This window comes from Acinetobacter higginsii (assembly GCF_000369525.1).
Lineage (GTDB): Bacteria > Pseudomonadota > Gammaproteobacteria > Pseudomonadales > Moraxellaceae > Acinetobacter > Acinetobacter higginsii.
Map to the genome: position 1 here is coordinate 187,220 of NZ_KB850072.1, position 23,869 is coordinate 211,088.

Genomic DNA, 23,869 nt, shown 5'->3' on the forward strand with positions numbered 1-23,869 from the left:
CATTTTTTTGGATTTTTAGAATTAAAAAATATTATTAAGATGATTTAAATTAATAGCTTACTTATTTTAAAAATGTGACGATTTCATCGAAATACCAGTTTTCAGTGATATACAGGCTTTAGTGTAATGTTTTGTAATTGTACCGATTGATTAAAAAATATAGGTACGGATATGAATCACATTTTTAAAAAAATTTGGAATAAATCACTGGGGTGTATGGTTGTTGTGTCTGAAAATGCCAAAAGTGCAGGTAAGACAGATAATACCACTGGAGTATTAGTCAGTTCGGAGGGTGTCACTACTCGATCTATTACATATCGGGGATTTGGTCTGCAAACGCTAGTTTTAAGCATTGCTATGGTGACAGGCATTCATGTTTGGGCTGGAAATATTGTTCAAGGCATAACCTGCCCTAGTTTCCTGAGTAACAAAACAATAGAAATGAGCGGAGGTAATGATATTACATATATAACTCAAACTGATTCTGCGATGAGTTATAGTTTTTTTGGTACTAGTGTTGATGGTGCTGTATCGATTGGAGCAGATTGTACTAATCAAACTCTGGCTTTGGATCATGCAGTGGCAATTGGTGGTGCTGCTGCCTCAGCAAATGGAGTTGCAATTGGCTCTGGTGCTTTAGCGAGAAGGATTAATAATGTTGCTCTGGGTAATCAGGCTCAAGCGCTAGGTAAAAATAGTATTGCGCTAGGGGCAAATTCTATTGCAGATCGAGAGAATAGTTTCTCAGTTGGGAATACGGTATTACAGCGACAAATTACGAATGTCGCAGCAGGTACGAATGGAACTGATGCCGTTAATCTAGGACAGGTGCAAAGCCTGTTTTCGGCTATTGGAGTATCGGATAACTATGCCCATAACAGCAGTGATACAGCATTAGGCTCGACATCAGGTATTGCACACGCAACGGAGAATAATGGTACGACGCTAACCAAAGTTGCAGGGATTTCGGTTACTTCGACCAGTATCAGTCTTGATGATATCGATTCATTTACTATAAACGGTATTACCACGACCAAAGCTGCTGCCCCAGATAAGGTGGCTGCTTTTATTCAGGCAGCGAAAAACGGCGCTAATATTGCTGTCGGTACAAATAGTAGTGCAGTTGGTGTTGCCAATATCGTCACGAGTGCTTCGAGTACAGCGATAGGTTATTCAAACGAAGCGAGAGGGAATGCGAGTGTCGCAATTGGTTATAACAATACCGCATTGATGCATGGCGGTAGTGCAATAGGTCATGATAACGTTGCGGTCAATGATTATGGAACTTCGATTGGGGTCAATAATTATAGTCAGAATAAATCAAGTGTTGCCGTTGGTTCTAATATTTCCTCCTTAAGATCTACATCTATAACAACAAATGGATTGGGTATTATTACAGGAATCAATGGAATTCCTGTGACGGCGACAGGGAATACAACAGCAACGATTACGCATGTGAATGGTACTGCTGTTAATGATACGCAACGACAAGCCTTTTTAGAGCGATTACAATGGGGAGGAAATTTAGCATTAGCAGAGAATAGCAGTGTCCTTGGTGTTGGTGGTATTACTTTAGGTACTAACTCGACCGCTGTTGGTTATGGTAATACGGCGAGGGGAGCAAACAGTAGTGCGCTTGGTTATTTGAATACCAGTGTGGGGCAATCCTCAACAGCAATTGGCAGCGCAACGAGTCCAGCAGGCCGAACCCCTCCAGGTGTTGTTGTAACAGCAGGAACTGTGGATGCTATTGATGGCATAACTGTGGTCAGTACAGCAACAAGTTGGGCTGATTTACGAGATAATCCAACAAAACTGACTTCTGTGAATGGGATGGTATTGAGTGAAGAACAGAAATCAGCTTATGTAAATGCGCTGCGTTATGGTAGTAATGCTGCAATTGGTGCGGCAAGTAATGCAATCGGTAATGAAAATATTACTTTGGATGTGAACAGTAATGCTATCGGTTCAAATAATAAGGCGATTGGTTCTACCAGTAATGCATTAGGTCGGACCAATATTGCCTCTGGTGGTTATAGTAGTGCCGTTGGGCATGCCAATACTTCCTCTGGCGTGGATAGTAATGCTTTCGGTTCTTATAATGTTGCATCAGCATCAAGCAGTAATGCATTGGGTCGTCAAAATACTGCAACGGGTTTTGGCAGTAATGCGCTTGGATATCAAAATACTGCAAATGGTGTACGTAGTGTTGCTGTTGGTAGCAATAACTTAAGCCAACAAACAGGATCAACTGCAATTGGTGCCGCAACAGGTTTCACCTATGCGTTCTATAGTAATGATGGAACTAAGCTTACAGCGATTAATGGTATTCCAGTCACTGCATCGGATTTTTCAACCGCATCAATTACGCATATCAATGGCTTAGCGGTGAGTCAGCAAGAAGTACAAAACTTCCTTAATTCGATTGATCAGGGCGGATCTATTGCCTTTGGTACAAACAGTACTGCTGTTGGTAATCAGAATATTGCGGCAGGAACACACAGTACCGCTGTAGGTGTCAGAAACATTGCTGGAGATATTGCTACAGCGGTGGGGCATAACAATACAGCAACAGGAATTGCCAGTACGGCAATCGGCCAGGCAAATAAGGCATCAGGCGTAAACAGTACCAGTATTGGATATGACAATGAGTCAACGGGTATTTTTTCAAATGCCTTAGGCTTTGATAATCAGGCTGCACATCAAAATAGCACTGCAGTGGGTACAAGTAATAAGGCATTGGGTATCAATAGTAATGCTGTCGGATATTTTAATATCGCGCAAGGTGTAGACAGTTCAGCTATTGGTTTGCAGAACTCGACAATGGGGGGACGCAGTAGTGCTCTGGGCTATAAAAATGAAGCATCTGGTCTGGATAGCAGTGCTTTAGGTCATGAAAATAAAGCACAAGCCATGGAGAGTGCTGCCTTAGGTACGGATAACCTAGCAAGTGGAATAGGGAGTAATGCAGTCGGTAATACAAACCAAGCTTTAGGATTTAAGAGCAGTGCCTTAGGTTCGAATAACTTGGTAAAAGGTCAATCAAGTAGTGCCGTTGGTAGTTACAATAGCGTGACTGGCAAAAGTAGTAGCGCGGCAGGTGTAGGCGGAGCAGCTTTAGGTAATGGTAGCTCGGTGATGGGTGGAGCGTTGGAAGATCAATCAAGTTTTGATCCGACTCAAGCTTTAACTGTTTTGAGTGGTCGAGTGATTGAGATGGATTCATCCACGATGACAGGTAAAATTGATGGTTTAGATTTTGCCCTTGACTCTAGTAATCCTACACATCCAGTGACTTTAGGTGGTAGAGCATTCACGATAGAGGAAATGAATGCCTTGATGCAGGCGGTTGAAAAAGGTGGTGCAATCGCAGTTGGTGAACAAGCATTGGCAGCGGGATCTCGATCTACTGCATTTGGAGATAAAGCGGCAGCAATTGGTGCTGAAAGTAAAGCTTATGCAGATAATAGTGTTGCTCTAGGCGCTGGCTCAATTGCTGATGAAGCCAATACCATCTCTGTAGGTAAAGCTGGGGCAGAAAAACGTATCACCAATGTAGCAGATGCGCAAAATGATTATGATGCGGTCAATAAGAAACTTCTTACAGCCACTGTTGCAGATGCTGTTTTTTATGATGCGGGCAGCAACAAAGAAAAAATTACGCTTGCTGGCGCAACAGGCACCCAAATTACGAACCTAAAGGATGCGACTTTAGATAGTAATTCAACTGATGCAGTGACTGGAAAACAGCTACATGCGACAAATAATAATGTGACAAACCTAGACGATCGTGTCACAACCGAAGTCGGAACTTTAAATACCCGTATTGATGGCGTGGATACCACAATTGCAGGGATTGATGGACGAGTAACAGTCAATACCAATGATATTGCGACACTTGATGGTCGTGTTACAACCGAAGTCAGTACATTAAATACTCGAATTGATGGTGTAGATACCACAATTTCAGGTGTTGATAGTCGATTGACCACAGAGGTCGGCACCTTAAATACCCGAATTGGTAATGAAGTGGGAACACTGAATACCCGAATTGATGGCGTTGATACCACGATTGCAGGGATTGATGGACGAGTTAGCGCGAATACCAATGATATTTCGGCACTTGATGGTCGTGTCACAACGGAAGTCGGCACTTTAAATACCCGAATTGGTAATGAAGTTGGAACACTGAATACCCGTATTGATGGAGTCGATACCACAATTGCAGGGATTAATGGACGAGTTAGTACCAATACCAATGATATCGCGACACTTGATGGTCGTGTCACAACGGAAGTTGGGACTTTAAATACTCGAATTGATGGTGTAGATACCACAATTTCAGGTGTTGATAGTCGATTAACGACAGAGGTTGGCACTTTAAATACCCGAATTGGTAATGAAGTTGGAACACTGAATACCCGTATTGATGGAGTCGATACCACAATTGCAGGGATTGATGGACGTGTTAGCACCAATACCAATGATATTGCGGCACTTGATGGTCGTGTCACAACGGAAGTCGGTACATTAAATACCCGAATTGGCAATGAAGTTGGAACACTGAATACCCGTATTGATGGGGTAGATACTACAATTGCAGGGATTGATGGACGCGTTAGTACCAATAGCAATGATATCGCGACACTTGATGGTCGTGTCACAACCGAAGTCGGTACATTAAATACGCGTATTGGCAATGAAGTTGGAACACTGAATACCCGTATTGATGGAGTAGATACTACAATTGCAGGGATTGATGGACGAGTTAGCACCAATAGCAATGATATCGCGACACTTGATGGTCGTGTCACAACGGAAGTCGGTACCTTAAATACTCGTATTGATGGAGTGGATACTACAATTGCAGGGATTGATGGACGAGTTAGTACCAATAGCAATGATATCGCGACACTTGATAGTCGTGTCACAACCGAAGTCGGAACTTTAAATACCCGTATTGATGGGGTAGATACCACGATTGCAGGTATTGATGGACGAGTTAGCACCAATACCAATGACATTGCGGCACTTGATGGTCGTGTCACAACAGAAGTCGGTACATTAAATACCCGAGTGACCAATGAAGTGGGAACTTTAAATACCCGTATTGATGGAGTGGATACCACAATTGCAGGGATTGATGGACGAGTTAGCACCAATACTAATGATATTGCGACACTTGATGGTCGTGTCACAACAGAAGTCGGTACATTAAATACGCGTATTGGCAATGAAGTAGCAGGCTTAAATACCCGTATTGATGGGGTAGATACCACAATTGCAGGGATTGACGGACGTGTTAGCACCAATACTAATGATATTGCAATACTTGATAGTCGTGTCACAACCGAAGTCGGTACCTTAAATACCCGAGTGACCAATGAAGTTGGGACACTCAATACGCGGATTGATGGTGTTGATACAACGATAGCTGGTATTGATGGGCGGGTAACAGTCAATACCAATGATATCGTTGCCTTACAAAATGGTTTAGGTCATGTTTCTGCAAGTGCAGTGATTTATGACAGTGCGGCTAAAGATGCGATTACTTTGCAAGGCACATCTGGGACGAAAATTACCAATCTGAAAGATGCAACTTTAGATGCAAACTCTAAAGATGCTGTGACGGGTAAACAGTTGCATGCAACTAATAATAGCATTACAGCATTGGATGGAAGAGTTACAACGGAAGTCGGGAATCTAAATACAGCATTAACCGCAGGTTTATCCAATACATTAACCGATGCTAAATCTTATGCTGATCAGCAAGCGACGACGAGCTTAACCACGTCGAAAGGTTATACAGATAAACAGGCCGTGATTCTGGATGGAAAGATTACAACCAGTGCGAATACCATCAACACACGTATTGATGGAGTAGATACCCGCATTGGTACGGAAGTTGCGACTTTAGATGGTAAAATCACAGCCAATACTACAGCTATTAGCACTTTAGATGGGCGTGTGACAACAGAAGTCGGGAATCTAAATGCAGCATTCACCACAGGTTTATCTAATATATTAACCGATGCTAAATCTTATGCTGATCAACAAGCGACGATGAGCTTAACCACGTCGAAAGGTTATACAGATCAACAAGCCGTGATTCTGGATGGAAAGATTACAACCAGTGCAAATACCATCAACACACGTATTGATGGAGTAGATACTCGCATTGGTACGGAAGTTGCGACTTTAGATGGTAAAATCACAGCCAATACAACAGCCATTGGTCAAAATGCCTCAGCCATTAGTGCTCTAGATGGTCGAGTCACAATCAATACCAATGATATCGCAGCATTACAAAATGGTTTAGGCAATGTTTCTGCAAGTGCAGTGATTTATGACAGTACCGCTAAAGATACGGTTACTTTGCAAGGCACATCTGGGACGAAAATTACCAATCTGAAAGATGCAACTTTATCAGCTACATCAACGGATGCTGTTACAGGTAAGCAATTACATACAGTAGATGGTCGTATAACAAATGAAGTTGATACATTAAACACTCGGATTGGTTATGAGGTTTCGGGTTTAGATGGCAAAATAATTACCAATACCAATACGATAAATACCCGTATTGATGGTGTGGATACTCGAATTGGTACAGAAGTCGCGGCTCTAGATAGTAAGATTGGTCAAAATACGACGGCGATTGGAAAAAATGCTACAGCAGTCAGTACATTGGATAGTCGAGTTACAACTGAAGTTGGTACTCTAAATACGCGTATTGATGGTGTAGATACGACAGTTGCTAGTATTGATGGTCGAGTCACAACCAATACCAATGATATCGCAGCCTTACAAAATGGCTTAGGTAATGTTTCTGCAAGCGCAGTGATTTATGACAGTGCCGCTAAAGATACAGTTACTTTGCAAGGCACATCTGGGACGAAAATTACCAATCTGAAAGATGCAACTTTATCAGCTACATCAACGGATGCTGTGACTGGTAGACAACTACATACAGTAGATGGTCGTATAACAAATGAGGTTAGCACTTTAAATACGCGAATTGGCAATGAAGTGACAAGTTTAAATACGCGTGTTGACACAACCAATACTGCATTTATCCAGACATTGGGAGGCAGTGCATTATGGAGTAATGGTGTATTCACAGCGCCAACTTTTAGCATTCAAGGGCAAGTAAAAAATACCGTGAGTGATGCCTTTGTCGCCGTTGATCAACAGTTAGGTACAATTAAAACCTCGGTATCAGATTTAAAAACACATACAGAGCAACAAGCTGTATCTAACTTAAATGATGCAAAAAATTATACAGACCAACAAACTACCACAGCATTGAATAATGCAAAAAATTATACCGATCAGCAGACCACTACAACCTTAAATGATGCAAAAATCTATGCTGATCAAAAAGTGGCTGATGGTAAAGCTTATACAGATCAGCAAACAGTATCGGCTCTAAATAGTGCCAAAACCTATGCTGACCAAAAAGCAGCTGATGGTAAAGCCTATACAGATCAGCAAACTACATCTGTACTGAATGATGCAAAAAGCTATACAGATCAAAAAGCAGCTGCATCTTTGCATGGAGCGAAAGACTATACCGACCAGCAAACAACAGCCGCGGTTCAGACAGCAAATGGATATACCGATAGTAAAATTGCAGATGTACAAACTCAATTAACAGCCAGTAATCAGTATATTCAAGTGAATGGCATGAAGGATGCTCAAGCTGCTTCGGCGACAGGCGACAACTCGGTTGCAATAGGAGCCAATACTGTCGTAACAGGTAATCGTTCAACTGCTGTAGGTGTTGGCAATCAAGTTTCAGGCAATGGTTCTGGGGCTTTTGGTGACCCTAATACTGTATCTGGGAATGCGAGTTATGCTGTTGGTAATGACAATACCATTAAAGGCGATAAAACCTTTGTGTTAGGTAATAATGTGAATACTGAGGCAAAAAATGCCGTTGTATTAGGTAATGATTCGGAGTCAAATCGTGACAATACGGTTTCAGTGGGAGCTAAAGATAAAGAACGTCAGGTAATTCATGTTGCAAATGCAACAGAAGACACAGATGCTGTAAATTACCAACAATTAAAGGCATCAGAAAAATCAGCCAATAGCTATACCAATGAACGGGTCAATGCCCTAAATAGTGCATTCCAAGATTATAGAGTCGAGACGGAACAACGTTTCCAAAAAGTGGATGAACGTTTCAATCGTCAGGGCGCCATGACTGCTGCAATGATGAATATGGCAAGCAGTGCTTCCAGTGTGAAGGGGCTTAATCGAGTGGGTGTCGGGGCTGGTTTTCAAGGGCAGGAACAGGCCGTTTCGATTGGTTATCAACGCATAATTAACGAAAACACTTCACTTACCATCGGTGGTGCATTCACAAAAGAGGAGAGTTCGGGAGGCGTCGGTGTTGGCTTCGGTTGGTAAAATAGTTTAAGCAACTTTAAAGAAAACCCATTCATTTTGAGTGGGTTTTCTCTATTTACAGGCTTAGTTGGTTTTCATCTCTAAAACCAATTGATTGATCAGATCAGCTGCTTCCAATTCTCTGATTTGTGTAACATTGCTGCCCGCCCAAAAGGCACCATAACTAAAATCATGCTGTCCGCCAGCAACACTCATTAACTGTTTAGCTAAATCATAGGTATATGGATAAGCAGGGACTTTAGGGCGATTGGGTGAATCAATCTGTGTATGCCAAGTCCCGAGTAAGCCCCGTGCAGGTCGGCCAGAAAGACTGGCACTGATTTGAGTAATGTTCTGGTTAAATAGAGCTTTACGGTAGGCTGCATTTGCACTTGAACTTTTACATTGTACAAATGCTGTACCTAATTGCACCGCAGCAGCTCCTAGTTTCAGCATGGTTCTAGCCTGTTCGCCATTCATAATCCCACCTGCGGCAATCACAGGGATCGTACAATGTTGAGTGATCAAGGATACTAAATCAGACGTCTTGATGGCTGCATCAAACTGTTGATTGAAAATACCACGATGACCTCCTGCCTCAATTCCTTGTGCGATAATGATATCAATGCCAGCAGCCTCAATCGCTTGGGCTTCAAGCAAATTGGTTGCAGAGACCATCGTGATAATCTTGGCATCTTTTAGTGCTTGAATTTGATGGGGGTGTGGAATCCCAAAATGAAAACTCACCGCTTTGGGGCTAGTTTCAAGTACTACATGTAGATAGTCATCATTGTCTAAAAAGCTGGGATAAATACAATTCAGGTGTGTGGGTGGTTCTGCTTTAAACTTCTCAAATTGAGGACGAAGATAATCAATCCAATGTTGTGCAGTTTCAGGATTCAAAGGTTCTGATTGATGACAAAAGAAATTCACCTGAAAGGGCTGATCTGTTAACGCTTGAGTTTTTAAAATCTGGGCTTTAGCTGCTTCCGGCGTATTTGCACCAAGACCTAAGGAACCTAATGCACCTTGATTAGAAACTTCTGCAGCAAGTTCTGGTGTCGAAACGCCTGCCATTGGCGCAAGTAAAATCGGATGTTTTATTTCTAATAATTGTAAAATTGACATGATGCTTTACTCATTCCATTTTTAACCACCTTAACGTAAAAACAAAAAGGCTTGCAAATAATAATCGCTATTTACTTGTTGAATATAGAGGTTATTTTTATATTAAAAAACTTAGCTTTCTATATAGGCGTGACATTAAACAGAGAGCCGACCCAACTAGAAAATGCCATTGCCAAGATGCCCCATAACGTAATACGTATACTGCCTTTTAACATAGAGGTACGTGCGAAGTAACTGGATAAAGTACCTAATAAGGCCAATGAAATAACACCCGTGATCAGGACTGAGCGTGCGACCCACGTGCTTGGACTGAGTAAAATCGCGAGCATGGGGAGGGCTGCGCCACAAGAGAAAGACGCTGCTGAGGATAAAGCCGCTTGAACTGGGTTGGCAGCAGTATTTTCGTGAATCCCAATTTCATCTCGTGCATGTGCACCGAGAGCATCGTGTTCAGTCAGTTGCTTGGCAACCTCGTGGGCAAGCTCTGGATTCAAACCGCGTGAAATATAAATCTGAGTCAGTTCTTTTAATTCAGCATGCGGGTTTTTCTCTAGTTCTCTAGCCTCAAATCGCAGATCAGATTTTTCAATGTCTTCTTGAGATTTGACCGAAATGTATTCGCCAGCTGCCATTGAGGTAGCACCAGAAATGAGTCCTGCGATACAGGTAATCAATAAGGTATGAGAACTTGCGCCGCTTGCAGCCATACCCATAATTAAACTGGTGACGGAAATAATGCCATCATTGGCACCTAAAACAGCGGCTCTCAGCCAGCCAGAACGTTGTATCACATGCGGTTCTGCATGTTGGGAATAGGACATAATCTTGCTCTTTTAGATTGAGTGAATTTCATTATTTATAAAAGTGAATGTAGCGAATATTTGTAAAATTCTATTGATGATTCATAAACTTAATCTATTATAAAATAACTTATTTTAACGATAGCATAACCATGATTTGGTTATAATATGTGAATAATTTAACACTTTAACTTTAGATTACATTGACTTTTTATTGTCTATATTCTGAGTATTTTTAGTTGAGATCTGCGATGAACAATTCCAAAAATAAGCTGCTGAGTCATACACTATTAATTTTAGGTCTTATCTTACCAGTTCAATATGCATTCAGTGCTGATTCTGATTTTGTCAAAGAAGGGGATGCAGCATATAAACCAGGTAACCCAATTTATGATCGTTGGGACAAGTTTTATAAAATTGAACAAAGCCAGCCAGTAGAAGCTGAGAACATCTTGCTTGAATTAGGACAACTCACGCCACAAGATATCAAGGTTTGGAAAAGTCTGACTTATTTGCAGATTCGCTTAAATAAACAAAATGATGCTATTCAAAGTGTGCGTAAGGCTGAACAGCTTGCACCCGAAGATGATCAACTGAAATTACAAGAAGCTTATTTGTTGAATCAGCAAAAAAGGAACAAAGAAGCCTTAGTGATTTTTAAGAATTTATCGACCTCATCCGACGCTGAAATTGCTGCAAAAGCGCAGCAAGCAGTGCAAAACCTGAGCGGGGCATCTGTTCCCTTGACGTTTAAAGATGTGTATTTTGCCCCGTCTTATGAGTCACGTTATGACGATTTCATTTTTCCCTTAAAAATGCGTTATGGGAAGAATCTTGATAATGGACGGGCGCAAGTCTATGGCTTTGTGAATCTAAACCGTGACACAAAATCTAAAGGCGGCGTACGTCCAGAAATTATTGATGAGAATGCAGTGACGATTGGTGTAGGAGCGAACTATCAACCGTGGCAATCAATTCCGATCCGTGCTTATTTAGAAGTGGGTGGCAGCTATGATCTAATTGACCGTAATCGGGATAAATTCCGGGAAAGTGTGGTGGGTGGGGTCACTGGCTATCAAGAGTGGTATGCAAACCCAGCGATTGAGCAGCGTACGATTTGGAATGATTATTTTGCGGATCTGTATGGCAATGTCGCGAGTTACTCTCGCGAGGACTATAATGTAATTGCTGATTTACGCTTGCGTTCAGGCTTTAATGTATATCGCGGTGAAGCAGGTACCGTACAAGCCTATGGCAAACTGCATACTTTGGCAGATTCTAAAGGCGAAAATTACAATAATTTATTTGAATATGGTGCAGGCGTTGCATGGCAGCCGTTTAACTATGTTCCAGTAAAATTAAGAGTTGAACGACTGTATGGACATTACTTTAAAGATGCTTTAGCTGATGGCACTGAAAACTATAACAACACACGTACTGAGCTGGTTTTTTATAAGAGTTTTTAACTATGAAAAAAATGATATCGATTGTGTTCGGAACACGACCTGAACTGATTAAATTAGCACCTGTTATTCTGCAGGCCCGGCAAGACCCTCGTTTTCAGGTCGAAGTTATTTTCACAGGTCAGCATGATGAGTTAGTTCGTGATGCGATTGAATTCTTTCAAATAAAAATTGATCATCGTTTAAAAATGATGAATGCAGGCCAAAGCCTAAATCAATTATTGATACAAGGTCTAAGTCAGTTAGAAGGTGTTTTTAATGATGGGCAACAGCGTGATGCAATTATCATTCAAGGTGATACCACAACTGTTTTAGCTGCTGGATTAGTCGCGTTTTCTATGAAAATTCCAGTCGCTCATGTTGAAGCAGGTTTACGTTCTTATGATTTAGCGCATCCATTTCCCGAAGAGGGCAATCGCCAACTGGTTTCACGAATTACTCAGTGGCATTTCGCACCAACAGAGCAGTCGAAGCAAAACTTACTGCAGGAGCATATTGCGGCCAATACAATTACGGTAACAGGGAATACAGTAGTTGATGCGGTCTATTTAGGTCGAGAGTTGATTCAGCGTAAAGGTGCTGAACAGAATTATTTACAGCAACATGCTTTGAATTTTCCCATCGATGCTCGCGTGGTCTTAATTACGGCTCATCGTCGTGAAAATTTTGGTGAGGGCATTCAGAACATCTGTCATGCTGTACAGCATTTAGCACAAAAATATAAGGATGTGCATTTTGTTTGGCCTGTGCATTTGAATCCAGCCGTACATGATCTCGTTCATGCTCAATTTGATGGACATGCACAAGTACATTTGGTTAAGCCACTCGATTATCCAAGTTTACTTGCTGTGATTGATCGGGCTAGTTTTATTTTAACGGATTCAGGTGGTCTACAAGAGGAAAGTCCTTCATTCCATAAACCGGTATTGATTTTAAGAGAGACAACGGAGCGTCCTGAGGTCGTACAAGTGGGGGCAGGGATATTGGTTGGAACGGATCAAGCAAAGATTGTCACTGAAGCTGAAAAATTATTGTCTGACCAAGCTCATTATGCACGTATGGCCAATGTCCCGAATCCTTTTGGAGATGGGAAGGCTTCACAACGTATTTTAGACCAAATTGCAGATGGTTAGTCTCATGATTGATTAGCTGTATTTGAGTTTATACCACAATGCGACTACATAAACTGTCATACGGTTCATATAATGTGGACCGTCAAAAATATAGACAGTTTGCCCTTCGTAGGCTTTCAACTGCTGCATGACCTCCCAAGGATAGGCGGAGCGAAACTTTCCACCTTTCATAGGACGAAACGCTTCTAACACAATCACAATCTTGTCTTTGCCAAACTCTTTTTGAAGGTCTTCTAATACAATACGTGCTTGTTGTGGTGTACGTGTTCCAACGCCAACACCATCTTGGAAGAACACACCCGTATGGCTTGGCAACCAACTTTTTAACCAAGAATCTAGATGCTCTGGTGCCTGCTCTCCACTATAGATACTGATCCACAGGGGTTTAGGTAAAGTTCGGATCGCTTTGGCTAGATCATCAACACAGATCCAGCTTGGGTCGGCTTCTACAGGAAAGTAATAACCTTTAAGAGGAATGAACTTGGTATTCTCTATTATTTTTTTAGAATTTTCAGCAAGTTGTAATACATTGGAACGAGCTAGCTTCTCATCATATTCTCCTGCTAATCCAAGTAAAATATGCTGAGCCCATGCTTTTTGCTGGAGCTGTTTCAGATTAATGTTTTTATCCCATTTTTCTAAACCCATGTCATGATCAAACCATGATTTAGATTGCACCACCGACCATTGTGGCACGAAAGTAGAAACACCCAGTAAGTCCCAATTGCCTGACGGTGGCGTTGTAGCCAAGTCAGGTTGCCAGAACATACCTTCAATTTGTGGAGGTTGTACATCTGTTTTGAGATGATGGATACAACCTCCTAAAAATAACAGGGCTGATAAAGCAAGCGTGATTAACGTTGTGGATTTAGTCAGCCTTATTTTTAGCATTTGGTCTTTTTCGCCAGTACCAGAGCAAAATTGCAAGAACCATGATAGCAGAGATTATAACGACCAAGATAAAGAATGATGATTGCTTAACAAGAGGGGCTTTCTGGTTACCGACCATAATCTTTTGTAAAATGAAGACCTGACCACTTTCAGTTACCAATATCTTGCTGGCATTATTGGGGATATTTTGTTGAACCTTTTCCCAAAGCTTGGTGAAGTTTTGAGCGCCTTGCATCGAGTCAGTAATAATATCAAAGCGTTGATCATGGAAACTGACCAAGAAGCCATTCACAGTCGCAGGTGGGTAAAGTGTGCTTTGGTGCATTAATACCTGTTGGCGATAGATATTGGGGTTGACCTGTACATTGAGAAGTTCGGGTTTTGCTGGATCAAGTTTGACTAGATTGAGTGGGATTGGATCATTGGTCATCAGCATTTTTTTAGCCACTTGGCTGACGATCATCGCGATTTCCAAGCTTCCCGCATTGCTATCAATCGCAATGGTTGGATGGGTTGCAAAAGTCATTGATAAGGATGCAACCCCATTTTTGAGTTTATGTGGGAGTTTTACCGTCGACTTTTGTGTATCAATCCAGAGAGAACCTTTTGCGGTTGGTAAACATTGTGAATTTACAATCACCGAATTTTCAAGCTTTAAGTTAAAGGTCGTATTGTTCGAAATAGTTTTGGCAAAATAGTTAAATTGACGGTTAACGGGGTCCGAATCTAAATTGGCTGTTTTCAAACTCCCCGCAAAACCGCCATCAATCCAAGTGGTAATGTTAGAGCCTTCCAATAAACCACTCTGCACACGCAATGCAATTTGACCTTGTAAAATATCCGTTGGCTGCCAAACTGCGGGGAAGTTGAGGAAGAGATTTTTTTCAGCTTGGTTCAAGCGGAAATCACTAATACCTAAATCGGCAAGGGTGTGAATTTGTTTGATTTTAGCCCAGTTTGGTGCTGCAAGCTTATTGGGAAGAAAGGTTGCTGAGGTATTCAGTTGTTGTAAATATTCTGAATTGAGTAAGCCGTTAATTGCAGAGGTTAGTTTTTCTGGTTGGTCATATTGAATTTGTAATGTTGGAATATCATTGGCAGTGCTAATTTGCACTAAAGTCCCTTTAGGTAAAGGACTGGCTGATTTTAAAATTTCAATATAAAAGTTGGGTGTTTGCTCCGTTGGTGCGTTTTGTTCATACCATTGGATAGGCGTGACTGAACCCCATGCACTGATCAAACGTCCTAGCATTGAAGCTTCATTGACATTTGCGGGATTATATTTCAAGACTCCAACAAATGGCGTTGGACGGACAACCTGTGGGTTAAATAAAGCATCAGGCAAATCTTTTAAGCGATAAACGGGGCGGTGGCGTGTATATTCAATTTTAGAATTACTTAAATAAGTTACCTGATCGACATCCTCACTACAGAAGGTAGTTCGGTCAGCAGCAGGCGAGGTATTTGGCGAATACTGCTGTAAAATAAAATCTAAACGATGAAAACCGTTTTGAGTTGCAGGAATGTCGAAGCTTAATGTACCGTCGCCATTTAAGGTGGTGTTGTAGATCAGCTTGTCATCAAATTTGACGAGTAAAGTGGTGAAATGCTCTGTGGAGTAATCGCTAGTAAAACGGATGTTCTGCCATTCAGAGCCTTTGCCCACATAAAAGAAGTGCGGTTCAATGGTATATTTATTGGACGTGTTGATGTTGTCAAAGGTCCATGTATTTAATGTATCCGCAGATGTGAATACGGGCAAGGAGAGGACTACACTTGCAAGCATAGCTTTTAAAAATGGATGATGTAAGGTTTTATTTTTCATTTATTTTTTCTCCTTGCTACGCTCAGTTTTATACCACTGTAACGAGTTTCCCTGAATCTTATTTTTAAGCATGTCATAAGCCGCTTTAAACACGATAAATAAGAATACTTGTGAATACGTGACATAAGATAAAACCGCGAAGAAATATAGTTGAGGTTTGGCTCTTTCTAAAGATAGAGTGAACCACATTTGTGCGACATATAAACAGAAGGATAGGCCCCAAAGTAACGTAAATGGACCAGGAACAGTAATCCCTGCAATACCCAATAAGCCTAACGTTAAAGTGATGTGACTCCAGATCAGTGCAGGTACAAATAGCACATAGCACATGATGTTGTTAAAAATTTCGATGCCGATAGGGAATGGTTTTCGAAGTGCGATCGGTAAATATTTACTGGTAACGTAGAAATTCCCTTGAGTCCAACGTGAGCGTTGTTTTACAAATACACTTAGAGAAGGAGGGTCTTGTTGCCAACCAACCGCGTAGGGTACCCACTTAATCCGTCTTTGCCCGAGGAAAATTCTAAAGCTCATCTCGGTATCATCGACCAAAGATTTTTCATCAAAACCACCTAGCGTTTCTAGAGCATCGCGCCAGATTACGTAATTGGTGCCCATTAAGGTCGACAGTTCAAAACGCTGCCAACGGCCACCTTGGAAAATCCATTGGAAGAAAATAAACTCGATCGCAATAAAACGAGTCAAAATACTGTCACGCCAGTTACGGGTACGGACTTTACCATTCACTGCGACTAATTTTTTATCGGCCAGCAAGGTCTGGGCTAATAGGCGGACACAGTCGGGTTCAGGGGTACTATCAGCATCGTAGACGACGATCAGTTCTCCCGTGGCATGCGGTAAACCGTTGTTGAGTGTACGAGATTTACCTTTGCCACCCATACCTTTCGGTACATTAACAATTTTAATGCAAGGATAAATGGCCGCCATTCTTTCAGCAATTTCTAGCGTATTGTCTTTTGAACCATCATTAATCAGTAGTACTTCATAGGCATGTGCAGGATAATCCTGTTGTGCAATCGCATGTAAAGTGTCTTCGATGACCACACCTTCGTTATAGGCTGGAATCAAGACACTTAATACGGGCCATCGTTCAGGAATAGGCAGATTTTCCAGTTCTTTTGCTGCATTTTTAGAATATTTCCATGCCTGAAAGCTCAACCATGCCCAAAAGGCTTGTGGAATCCAAATGCCTAAAAAGCCAAATAAGAAAAGAATATCAATTGCGGGCATTTATTCTTCTCCTACGAATGATAGAAATAATCAAGATCAGGAGTAATCCGCCGCCAAGTAATAAAGAAATCCAGGAGATAGAACTCCCAAATGTGCTGAGTAAACTCGGATAATGTGCCGAATAGATATAATCCAGTGGAATAACCACTGTACTTAGCCCAATCAAAATATAGCCAAATAAACTGGTTTCAACTCCATCCGTACTGCTGCTAAATTGTGTGCGATTCAGATCCCATGAGATCCCCAGTTTTGGATACTCAATAGTATTTACGGGCATTCCAAGTGGTGGATTAATTACCACTTGATAACCTGAGCTTTGTGCAGGATCGGTAATCGCTTGATAAAAATAGTGCTGATGATGTTGAATTTTTCGCGCTGGAATACGTAATTCATCAGGGAGGTCTGATTGAATAATATAACTACCAGCGGGTTGAGCAATCAGGTTTTCATCCCAACCCGTTTCAATCAATGCCGCTAAGGGACGTAGGCCAATGGCAGTTGAGAAAGTTGCTTTAGCTGCAAAATACTTTGCATGAGCCATTTGATAGAAGGCAACAGGAATAGCACCTTCATTGACGGCTTTTTTAATTTTATAATATTTAACCGCGCTAAAATATTCATTGGGTAAAATCACACCTGGTTTAACGCCTTGTTCAACCAATTGTTTAAAGCTTTCGGAGTCCAACTGATCAGATGTGAACACAGGCCACCATGTCGCAGGCTGAGGAAAGAATTCAGCAACCGTTTGCGGTGTTTGAATTTGAGTACTTAGATCCGTTTTTGCTGCTTCGATCTGACAGTGATAGTACTGCTGATAAAATTGCTGCAAGGTTGTATCTGGGAAATGGCTGGTTGCAACCAGTACACCACAGATATTGAGTAATACTGACATCAGCGCACCTCTCGACTGGAAGGTACTAAGTATTCAGTATGTTGCTCAATATGCAGTTTGAGTACAGTCAGTTCCTGAAGGTCTTGAATGAAGTGTGGATAGATGTGATGTTCATCAATGCTCGGTTCGTGAATGACAATACTTTTAATTTCACTGAGTTCTTCATTAATGAAATGGTAAATCACACTCTCTCTTTCATTTGAAAGAATCGCCATAATTTTATTCTGGGTTTCTTTCCAGATGTCTTCGCCCAGCATTTCACGAATTAGTACGGTATTATTGATATGAGTGGTAATAATTTTATAGTGATCTTTATGCGTGAGCTGCAATAGCTTTTTTAATTCGCCTTGGAAATGTTTTAAGGCGGTCAGCGGTAAGATATCGTGTTGATAATTACGATCATAACTTTGGATTGCACGAAAGCTTTTTAAGGCATTTTGAATATTATGACGTATTGCACTTAAAAAGATCGGGGTAATTGGTAGCACAAACAATAATAGCAGTTGACGTTCGACATAGGTTTGATTGGCGAGGTCAAGGAAAAAATAGACAGCAACCCCAACAAATGTGACGAGCCCCAGAACTAAGGCCATACCAACATTTAAAAAAGCCCCTGAAATTAACAAAATAAGTAAAAACACCCAGCTTCCGCGATAACTTGCTGGCAGCCACTCGTACGCAACGATACCCATAAAGATTTGGGCAGAGATAATCCACAAGACGAGTGCTGGAGCCGGATTTTTTTGCATAATAATTTTAGTTTTAATAAATGTCTTTTGTGAAGAAGTTAGCATTATTTTACAGTTTTGACGACAGTTTTTCTGTTGTTAGCTTTGTAAAATAATTTTATAAACAGTAACATACAGTATAGTCTGTATTTCAAAATAATAAAAAGTATCCTATTTTAGAAGTTTATTTAACTTATGTAAGCTCTGTTAATGTGATTTGAATGCATCGATTGCACGTAGTCGACTGGCCTTTAAATCCACTATTGGCTTAGGATAATCCAGTATTAAAGCCTGATTTTTTGCATAAGGTTCATGAATCATTTTGTTATCAAGATGGGCAAGTTCTGGAATCCATTTACGGATATATTCACCTTCAGGATCAAACTTTTGCGATTGCGTCGTCGGATTAAACACACGGAAATAAGGAACAGCATCCGTGCCTGTCGAAGCACACCATTGCCATCCCCCATTATTGGCAGCCAAGTCACCATCAATCAGGTGCTGCATAAACCATTGTTCACCTTTACGCCAGTCGATGAGGAGGTTCTTGCTTAAGAACATGGCACAGATCATACGCACCCGATTATGCATCCAACCCGTGGCTAACATTTGCCGCATACCTGCATCAATAATCGGAATCCCTGTTTGCCCTTGTTGCCATTTTTCTAAAGAAATAGGATCATCTCGCCAGTTGATCTTTTGGGTCTGGGATTGAAAGGGCTGATGCTTGGAGACTTTGGGAAAATCAAACAAGATATGTTGGTAGAACTCCCGCCAAAGTAATTCATCTAACCATGTTTGTTGGCCTTCAGATTGAATCTCAAAATGACCGTGTTGCTGTCTAAACAGGGCTTGCAGGCATTGCCGAATCGAAATAATCCCAATATTTAAATAGGCAGAAAGCTGACTGGTGCCAGATAGCGCAGGTAAATCACGTGCAGTTTTATAAGCTGCTAAGTGCTCATCAATAAATTGATCTAAGAGCATGAGTGCATGTGCTTCTCCAACTTGCCATTTGCTAAAGTTGGTATCTTGGATTTGTTTTATATAGTCGCGTTGTAATGTTTGGATGTCATCTTGTTGAAAGGCGGATATATCCAGCGACAGTGGTTGCTGCTCCGTTGGGGAGGGATAACATTGGGGTAAACCGTGCTGTAAACGTTGATAGCAGGTTTTCTTAAATGCACCAAAAACCTGATAGGGCGAGTTAGATTGATTGCGGATAGAGGCCACTGGAAATAGAGTTCGATCATGGAAAAGGATCAATTCTTTTTTATATTGATTGAGTTCCTGCTGTACAGTCTGATCTCGTTTGAGTTCATTGATCCCAAGTTCGATATTGGCATATATATTTTTAATATTAAGTTTTTGAATTAAACGTGAGAAAAAATCAGGGATATCTTTCCAAAATGGAATTGTTTGAACCAGCAGGGGAATATTCAGGTCTGCAAGTTGCTGTTTGAGTTGTTGTAATTGACGTAGATAAAATTCGATTTTAATCGCTGCATCGTCATGTTGCTGCCATTGCGAAGGGGACAATACGACAAGTGCAATTGTAGGGCCTACCTGAGTCGCATGCCAAAGTGCTGCATGATCATGGATTCTTAAATCTTGGCGAAACCAAATCAATTGATAGGTCTGAGACATAGCTGTGGATTGTAATCGAAAGTTGAGTAACGTTAAGCGATTTTCCGATTTTGGAAAAGCACTTGGTAATAAAAAAGCAAAGCCGAAGCTTTGCTTTTTCCATCTAATCCAAAATGAATTAGTGGTGGTGACCACCTGCACCGTGAACGTGACCATGATCTAACTCTTCTTGAGAAGCATCACGGATTTCAACGATTTCAACTTCAAAAGTAAGATCTTGGCCAGCAAGTGGGAAGTTCGCATCAACGATGATGTTGTCGCCTTCAATCGCTTTAACAGTTACGATTTGAACGCCATCATCAGTTTGAGCTTGGAATTGCATACCAGGTTGGATGTTGTCCACACCTTGGAACATTTGAGCTGGAACTTCTTGAACGAGGTCTGGGTTGTATTCGCCATAACCTTCAGCAGCTGGAACGTTTACAGTGAATTTTTCGCCTACAGTTTTACCTGTAAGTGCATTTTCTAAACCAGGAATGATGTTGCCTGCGCCGTGCAAATATGCAAGTGGTTCACCTTGAGATTGATCAAGTGTTTCACCCTCAGCGTTTGTTAAAGTGTAGTGGAATGAAACCACGTGGTTAAGTGCAATAGCAGTCATGTTTTGAATCCATGTCATCAATAGTTTTAGCTGTATATCATAAAGTGAAAAATAGATTTTGTTGACTATTTTCCACTTTTTGAAACGATTTAGTTAAATATTGAGACGAAATATGAAATTTCAACTCAATACAGCTTAATTTTTGGACGTACACGACGCGTTAGAAAATCCTTCATGGTCAGCATACCTGCTTGGGTATAGCCATGAATATTGGCTTGATGCAATCGGTATAACGATACATACATGGTTTTTGCAATAAAGCCCTGTACGCTGACATCGCCTAACAACTCGCCTACAGCTTGATTATGGCTTAATGACACCAGAGATCCTTTCTCATTAAAGCTAAACATTGGTTGCGGAGAACCCGACAAACGTGCGGCCATTGCATCGACCAAGAATGTTGCTTGCTGACTTGCCACTTGCGCACGTGGGCCTAATGGCGGTTGACGCGCATCTAATTGACAGTTGGCGCAATCACCAAAGGCAAATACATTTGGGTCAGAATAAGTCTGTAGTGTTGCATACACCATTAAACGATTAATCTTGTCACGTTTAAAATCAGTAAATGATTCTAGAACTTTCGGTGCTTTGACGCCTGCTGCCCAAACCGTAATATCGGAGTGCAAGACACTGCCATTACTAAAATAGACATTTGATTCATCGACTTTTTGCACTTTATGTTGGGTCAGAATTTCAATACCCATTTTTTTCAGTTGCTTGGCACTGTGTGCAGCCGTTTTTTCAGTCAGTGCAGGGAGAATGCGATCAGAGGCTTCAATTAGGGTAATTTTGACCTGCTTCGGATCAATTTTCTTTAAACCATATCGATAAAAGTTTTTCGTGGTTTCAATTAGTTCCGCTGCAAGTTCAACCCCCGTTGCACCTGCACCAACAATGCCAATATTTAAAGCACGTTCAGTTGGTTGGTTTTGTGCTTCGATATACAGATGAAACAAATCTTGTTGGAAGATGTCCGCTTGTTGACGGCTATCCAGAAAATGACAATGTTCGCGTACACCTTCTGTGCCAAAGTCGTTCGATACCGAACCTACCGCCAGCACAAGTGTATCGTAGCTAAGTTTCTGGGTGACTGGAGTATGTTCTTTAGAAAGCTGTGGGGGAGAAAGTGTAATTTGTTTTTGATCTTTATTGACATCTATTAAGGTTCCAAGCACGAACTCAAAATGATGTTTTTCTGCGTGAGCAAAATAATTGGTTTGTTCTTCGTGAGGATTAAGTGAACCTGCTGCGATTTCGTGAAGGAGAGGTTTCCATATGTGAGTGAGGTTTTGGTCAACTAGGGTAATTCGGGCTTTCTTGCGTCGACCAAAACGTTCTCCTAGTTGTGTCGCAAGCTCTAAACCACCTGCGCCACCGCCTACAATCACGATATGATGTAAGGTTTTACTCATGATTAACCTAATTTTTTTTGTGAAAGGATGGCAGGATTATGCCATCCTTTTTTTTATATTGTATTGGTAATCTTGATAGAAATAGTAGGTTTTTTTTAACCTTGGTTTAAAGGGTAAAGTTTTGGGTTTTTAGTGTCATTTGTTGAGAAAAAACTGAACAAATTCGAAAACCAGATCATAATTTTCTGAAAAATATTGGCTTCTTCAATCTGTACATCATTCTCAATTTGTAAGCTACGTATCAATTGATTGTTTTGATAAATCGATACCGTTGCCAAGTTCATGACTTGAGTCAAAGGGGCAGTTAAATGCTGTTCATTGAGCTCAATATTGATATGTGTATTGGTGGTTTGAAGCGGTTCAACGGTCGTGACTTGCTGGTTGGCATCTGTCAAATGAATACGTTGGGTGAGTAAGTCAAAAGTGTTTAAATCAATGGGTGCAGTTTGACCATATAAAGAAGTGGTCACAATGGTCGGTTGCTGTGTTTCTACTTTAAATATCTTTAAAGTTGATTTAATCACAGGCAATTCGGCAATGAGTCGTTGTTTTGGAATCACTTCCTCATCACGGGTATAGGTATAAGCCAAGTTCATTAACTTATGTGCAACCTCAGCGCGCTTTACGGCACTTGGTGTGCCCAGAACCACAACGATAAGACGACGTTTTTCAACTTGTGGATTAAAGGTCGGACGCTCAGCAGTGAGGGCTAAGTTGTAACCCGCCGCTTTGGTAAAACCTGTTTTTAAGCCATCTGCAGTTGGATCCATTTTCAAAGCAAGATTGGTTGCATGATGGAAGCGTTGGTTATAACTAAAACTTGGCATTTTTGAATAATATAAATATTCAGGGGTTTGCTTCACAATAGCTTTTGCAAGTAGGCTTAAATCTGCTGCTGTTGAATAATGATCGGTCATGGTAATCCCAGCAGGATTGCTGAAATGTGTATCTTTCATGCCCAATGCTTGTGCTTCTTGATTCATACGAGCAACGAACTGCGGCACACTGCCTGAAATTTTTTCAGCAAGGGTGACTGCTGCATCATTGGCAGACATCACAATTAAACCTGCCAAAAGCTGATCCACCGAAATCTGTTCGCCAGCTTTCAGGTACATCTGTGACTCATCCCACATCACTGTGCTGACCACAGGTGTAGCCGTCAGCACTTCTTCTTTACGTAATTTACCCGCTTCGATCTCTTTTAATGCGATATAGGCAACCATCATTTTGGTTAAAGACGCTGGCGCACGTTGAACGTGACTATTGTGTTCAGCAATGATTTGCCCTGATTGAGCATCAATCACCGACCATGCTTGTGCTTCAACTGTTTCAGGTGCGATGTTCAGTAAATTTGCATGTGCAAGGTTTGCACAGACGAGACTAAACAACGTAAAGAGGGAGAGGAGAAATTTCACGTGAATACCTTGTATTGCCGATCCGATGGCCCAGAATGCGAGACAAGAATGCTATGACTTTTTTGTTGAAGAATCTAGGGGCTATTGACAATTTATATATGAATTGCGTTGTAGGCTAAAAAATCATCAGACGAGGCATGGAACGCAGGGAATGGCTATTCCCTTGCCAAGTTTCATAACGAAGTATGAGGATATTTTAGCCACAACCCTTTGGGACAGGAACATTTTTTGTCGCTACTACGTTATGCCTTGTTCATTTAGAATGACTAAATTTCACAAGACATGCCTT

Annotated in this window: 14 protein-coding genes; 3 read left to right on the forward strand and 11 right to left on the reverse strand. The window is 41.2% G+C overall.

What is annotated here, in order from left to right; all coding sequences use genetic code 11:
* Positions 1-171: 171 nt before the first annotated feature.
* The gene (locus F902_RS22060; RefSeq protein WP_005202253.1) at positions 172-8,415 is read left to right on the forward strand and encodes an ESPR-type extended signal peptide-containing protein; all 8,244 of its coding nucleotides are present in this window, start codon (positions 172-174) and stop codon (positions 8,413-8,415) included.
* Between the two features lie 63 nt (positions 8,416-8,478).
* On the opposite strand, the gene F902_RS06970 is transcribed toward F902_RS22060, so the two are convergent.
* Both F902_RS06970 and F902_RS06975 read right to left on the reverse strand, forming a co-directional pair.
* The gene (locus F902_RS06970) at positions 8,479-9,522 is read right to left on the reverse strand and encodes an NAD(P)H-dependent flavin oxidoreductase (protein ID WP_005202254.1); all 1,044 of its coding nucleotides are present in this window, start codon (positions 9,520-9,522) and stop codon (positions 8,479-8,481) included.
* 119 nt (positions 9,523-9,641) lie between these two features.
* Positions 9,642-10,343 carry a VIT1/CCC1 transporter family protein gene (locus F902_RS06975; protein ID WP_005202255.1) on the reverse strand — a complete coding sequence of 234 codons (702 nt, stop codon included), beginning with the start codon at positions 10,341-10,343 and terminating at the stop codon, positions 9,642-9,644.
* 230 nt (positions 10,344-10,573) lie between these two features.
* Here F902_RS06975 and F902_RS06980 point away from each other — a divergent pair, with 230 nt between their 5' ends.
* Both F902_RS06980 and wecB read left to right on the forward strand, forming a co-directional pair.
* Positions 10,574-11,788, forward strand: a complete 1,215-nt coding sequence (locus F902_RS06980; protein ID WP_005202256.1) for a tetratricopeptide repeat protein — start codon at positions 10,574-10,576, stop codon at positions 11,786-11,788.
* Between the two features lie 2 nt (positions 11,789-11,790).
* Positions 11,791-12,918 (forward strand): non-hydrolyzing UDP-N-acetylglucosamine 2-epimerase, encoded by a 1,128-nt coding sequence (wecB, locus tag F902_RS06985; RefSeq protein ID WP_005202257.1) that lies wholly within the window; start codon positions 11,791-11,793, stop codon positions 12,916-12,918.
* Between the two features lie 12 nt (positions 12,919-12,930).
* On the opposite strand, the gene F902_RS06990 is transcribed toward wecB, so the two are convergent.
* The 9 genes from F902_RS06990 to F902_RS07030 all read right to left on the reverse strand — a co-directional run bounded on the left by F902_RS06990 (position 12,931) and on the right by F902_RS07030 (position 23,580).
* Positions 12,931-13,809 carry an alpha-amylase family protein gene (locus F902_RS06990; protein ID WP_005202258.1) on the reverse strand — a complete coding sequence of 293 codons (879 nt, stop codon included), beginning with the start codon at positions 13,807-13,809 and terminating at the stop codon, positions 12,931-12,933.
* Complete coding sequence (locus F902_RS06995) at positions 13,787-15,634, reverse strand: hypothetical protein (protein ID WP_005202264.1); 1,848 nt, start codon at positions 15,632-15,634, stop codon at positions 13,787-13,789. Before F902_RS06995 ends, F902_RS06990 begins: the two co-directional genes overlap by 23 nt.
* On the reverse strand, positions 15,635-16,885 hold the full coding sequence (locus F902_RS07000) for a glycosyltransferase family 2 protein (RefSeq protein ID WP_004801394.1): 1,251 nt from the start codon (positions 16,883-16,885) through the stop codon (positions 15,635-15,637).
* Positions 16,872-17,777, reverse strand: a complete 906-nt coding sequence (locus tag F902_RS07005) for a hypothetical protein (protein ID WP_005202266.1) — start codon at positions 17,775-17,777, stop codon at positions 16,872-16,874. The genes F902_RS07000 and F902_RS07005 overlap by 14 nt, the downstream gene beginning before the upstream one ends.
* Complete coding sequence (locus tag F902_RS07010; RefSeq protein WP_032812185.1) at positions 17,777-18,526, reverse strand: hypothetical protein; 750 nt, start codon at positions 18,524-18,526, stop codon at positions 17,777-17,779. Before F902_RS07010 ends, F902_RS07005 begins: the two co-directional genes overlap by 1 nt.
* A gap of 186 nt (positions 18,527-18,712) precedes the next feature.
* On the reverse strand, positions 18,713-20,152 hold the full coding sequence (gene phrB / locus F902_RS07015; protein ID WP_026057573.1) for a deoxyribodipyrimidine photo-lyase: 1,440 nt from the start codon (positions 20,150-20,152) through the stop codon (positions 18,713-18,715).
* A gap of 118 nt (positions 20,153-20,270) precedes the next feature.
* Entirely contained in the window at positions 20,271-20,753 is a 483-nt protein-coding gene (locus F902_RS07020) for an FKBP-type peptidyl-prolyl cis-trans isomerase (protein ID WP_004801387.1), read from the reverse strand.
* Between the two features lie 125 nt (positions 20,754-20,878).
* Positions 20,879-22,165, reverse strand: coding sequence for an NAD(P)/FAD-dependent oxidoreductase (locus F902_RS07025; RefSeq protein WP_005202271.1), 1,287 nt, complete (start codon positions 22,163-22,165; stop codon positions 20,879-20,881).
* Positions 22,166-22,260: 95 nt separating this feature from the next.
* Positions 22,261-23,580: a D-alanyl-D-alanine carboxypeptidase PBP6B gene (locus tag F902_RS07030; protein ID WP_005202272.1), complete on the reverse strand. Its 1,320-nt coding sequence runs from the start codon at positions 23,578-23,580 to the stop codon at positions 22,261-22,263.
* Positions 23,581-23,869 lie beyond the last annotated feature (289 nt).

Excerpts from the sequence above, each read along its gene's own strand:
- F902_RS06980 (WP_005202256.1), top strand. The coding sequence starts at position 10,574 with ATGAACAATTCCAAAAATAAGCTGCTGAGTCATACACTATTAATTTTA.
- wecB (WP_005202257.1), top strand. The coding sequence starts at position 11,791 with ATGAAAAAAATGATATCGATTGTGTTCGGAACACGACCTGAACTGATT.
- F902_RS07005 (WP_005202266.1), bottom strand. The coding sequence starts at position 17,777 with ATGTCAGTATTACTCAATATCTGTGGTGTACTGGTTGCAACCAGCCAT.
- F902_RS07025 (WP_005202271.1), bottom strand. The coding sequence starts at position 22,165 with ATGAGTAAAACCTTACATCATATCGTGATTGTAGGCGGTGGCGCAGGT.
- F902_RS06975 (WP_005202255.1), bottom strand. The coding sequence starts at position 10,343 with ATGTCCTATTCCCAACATGCAGAACCGCATGTGATACAACGTTCTGGC.
- phrB (WP_026057573.1), bottom strand. The coding sequence starts at position 20,152 with ATGTCTCAGACCTATCAATTGATTTGGTTTCGCCAAGATTTAAGAATC.
- F902_RS07010 (WP_032812185.1), bottom strand. The coding sequence starts at position 18,526 with ATGCAAAAAAATCCGGCTCCAGCACTCGTCTTGTGGATTATCTCTGCC.
- F902_RS06970 (WP_005202254.1), bottom strand. The coding sequence starts at position 9,522 with ATGTCAATTTTACAATTATTAGAAATAAAACATCCGATTTTACTTGCG.
- F902_RS22060 (WP_005202253.1), top strand. The coding sequence starts at position 172 with ATGAATCACATTTTTAAAAAAATTTGGAATAAATCACTGGGGTGTATG.
- F902_RS07020 (WP_004801387.1), bottom strand. The coding sequence starts at position 20,753 with ATGACTGCTATTGCACTTAACCACGTGGTTTCATTCCACTACACTTTA.
- F902_RS07000 (WP_004801394.1), bottom strand. The coding sequence starts at position 16,885 with ATGCCCGCAATTGATATTCTTTTCTTATTTGGCTTTTTAGGCATTTGG.
- F902_RS06995 (WP_005202264.1), bottom strand. The coding sequence starts at position 15,634 with ATGAAAAATAAAACCTTACATCATCCATTTTTAAAAGCTATGCTTGCA.
- F902_RS06990 (WP_005202258.1), bottom strand. The coding sequence starts at position 13,809 with ATGCTAAAAATAAGGCTGACTAAATCCACAACGTTAATCACGCTTGCT.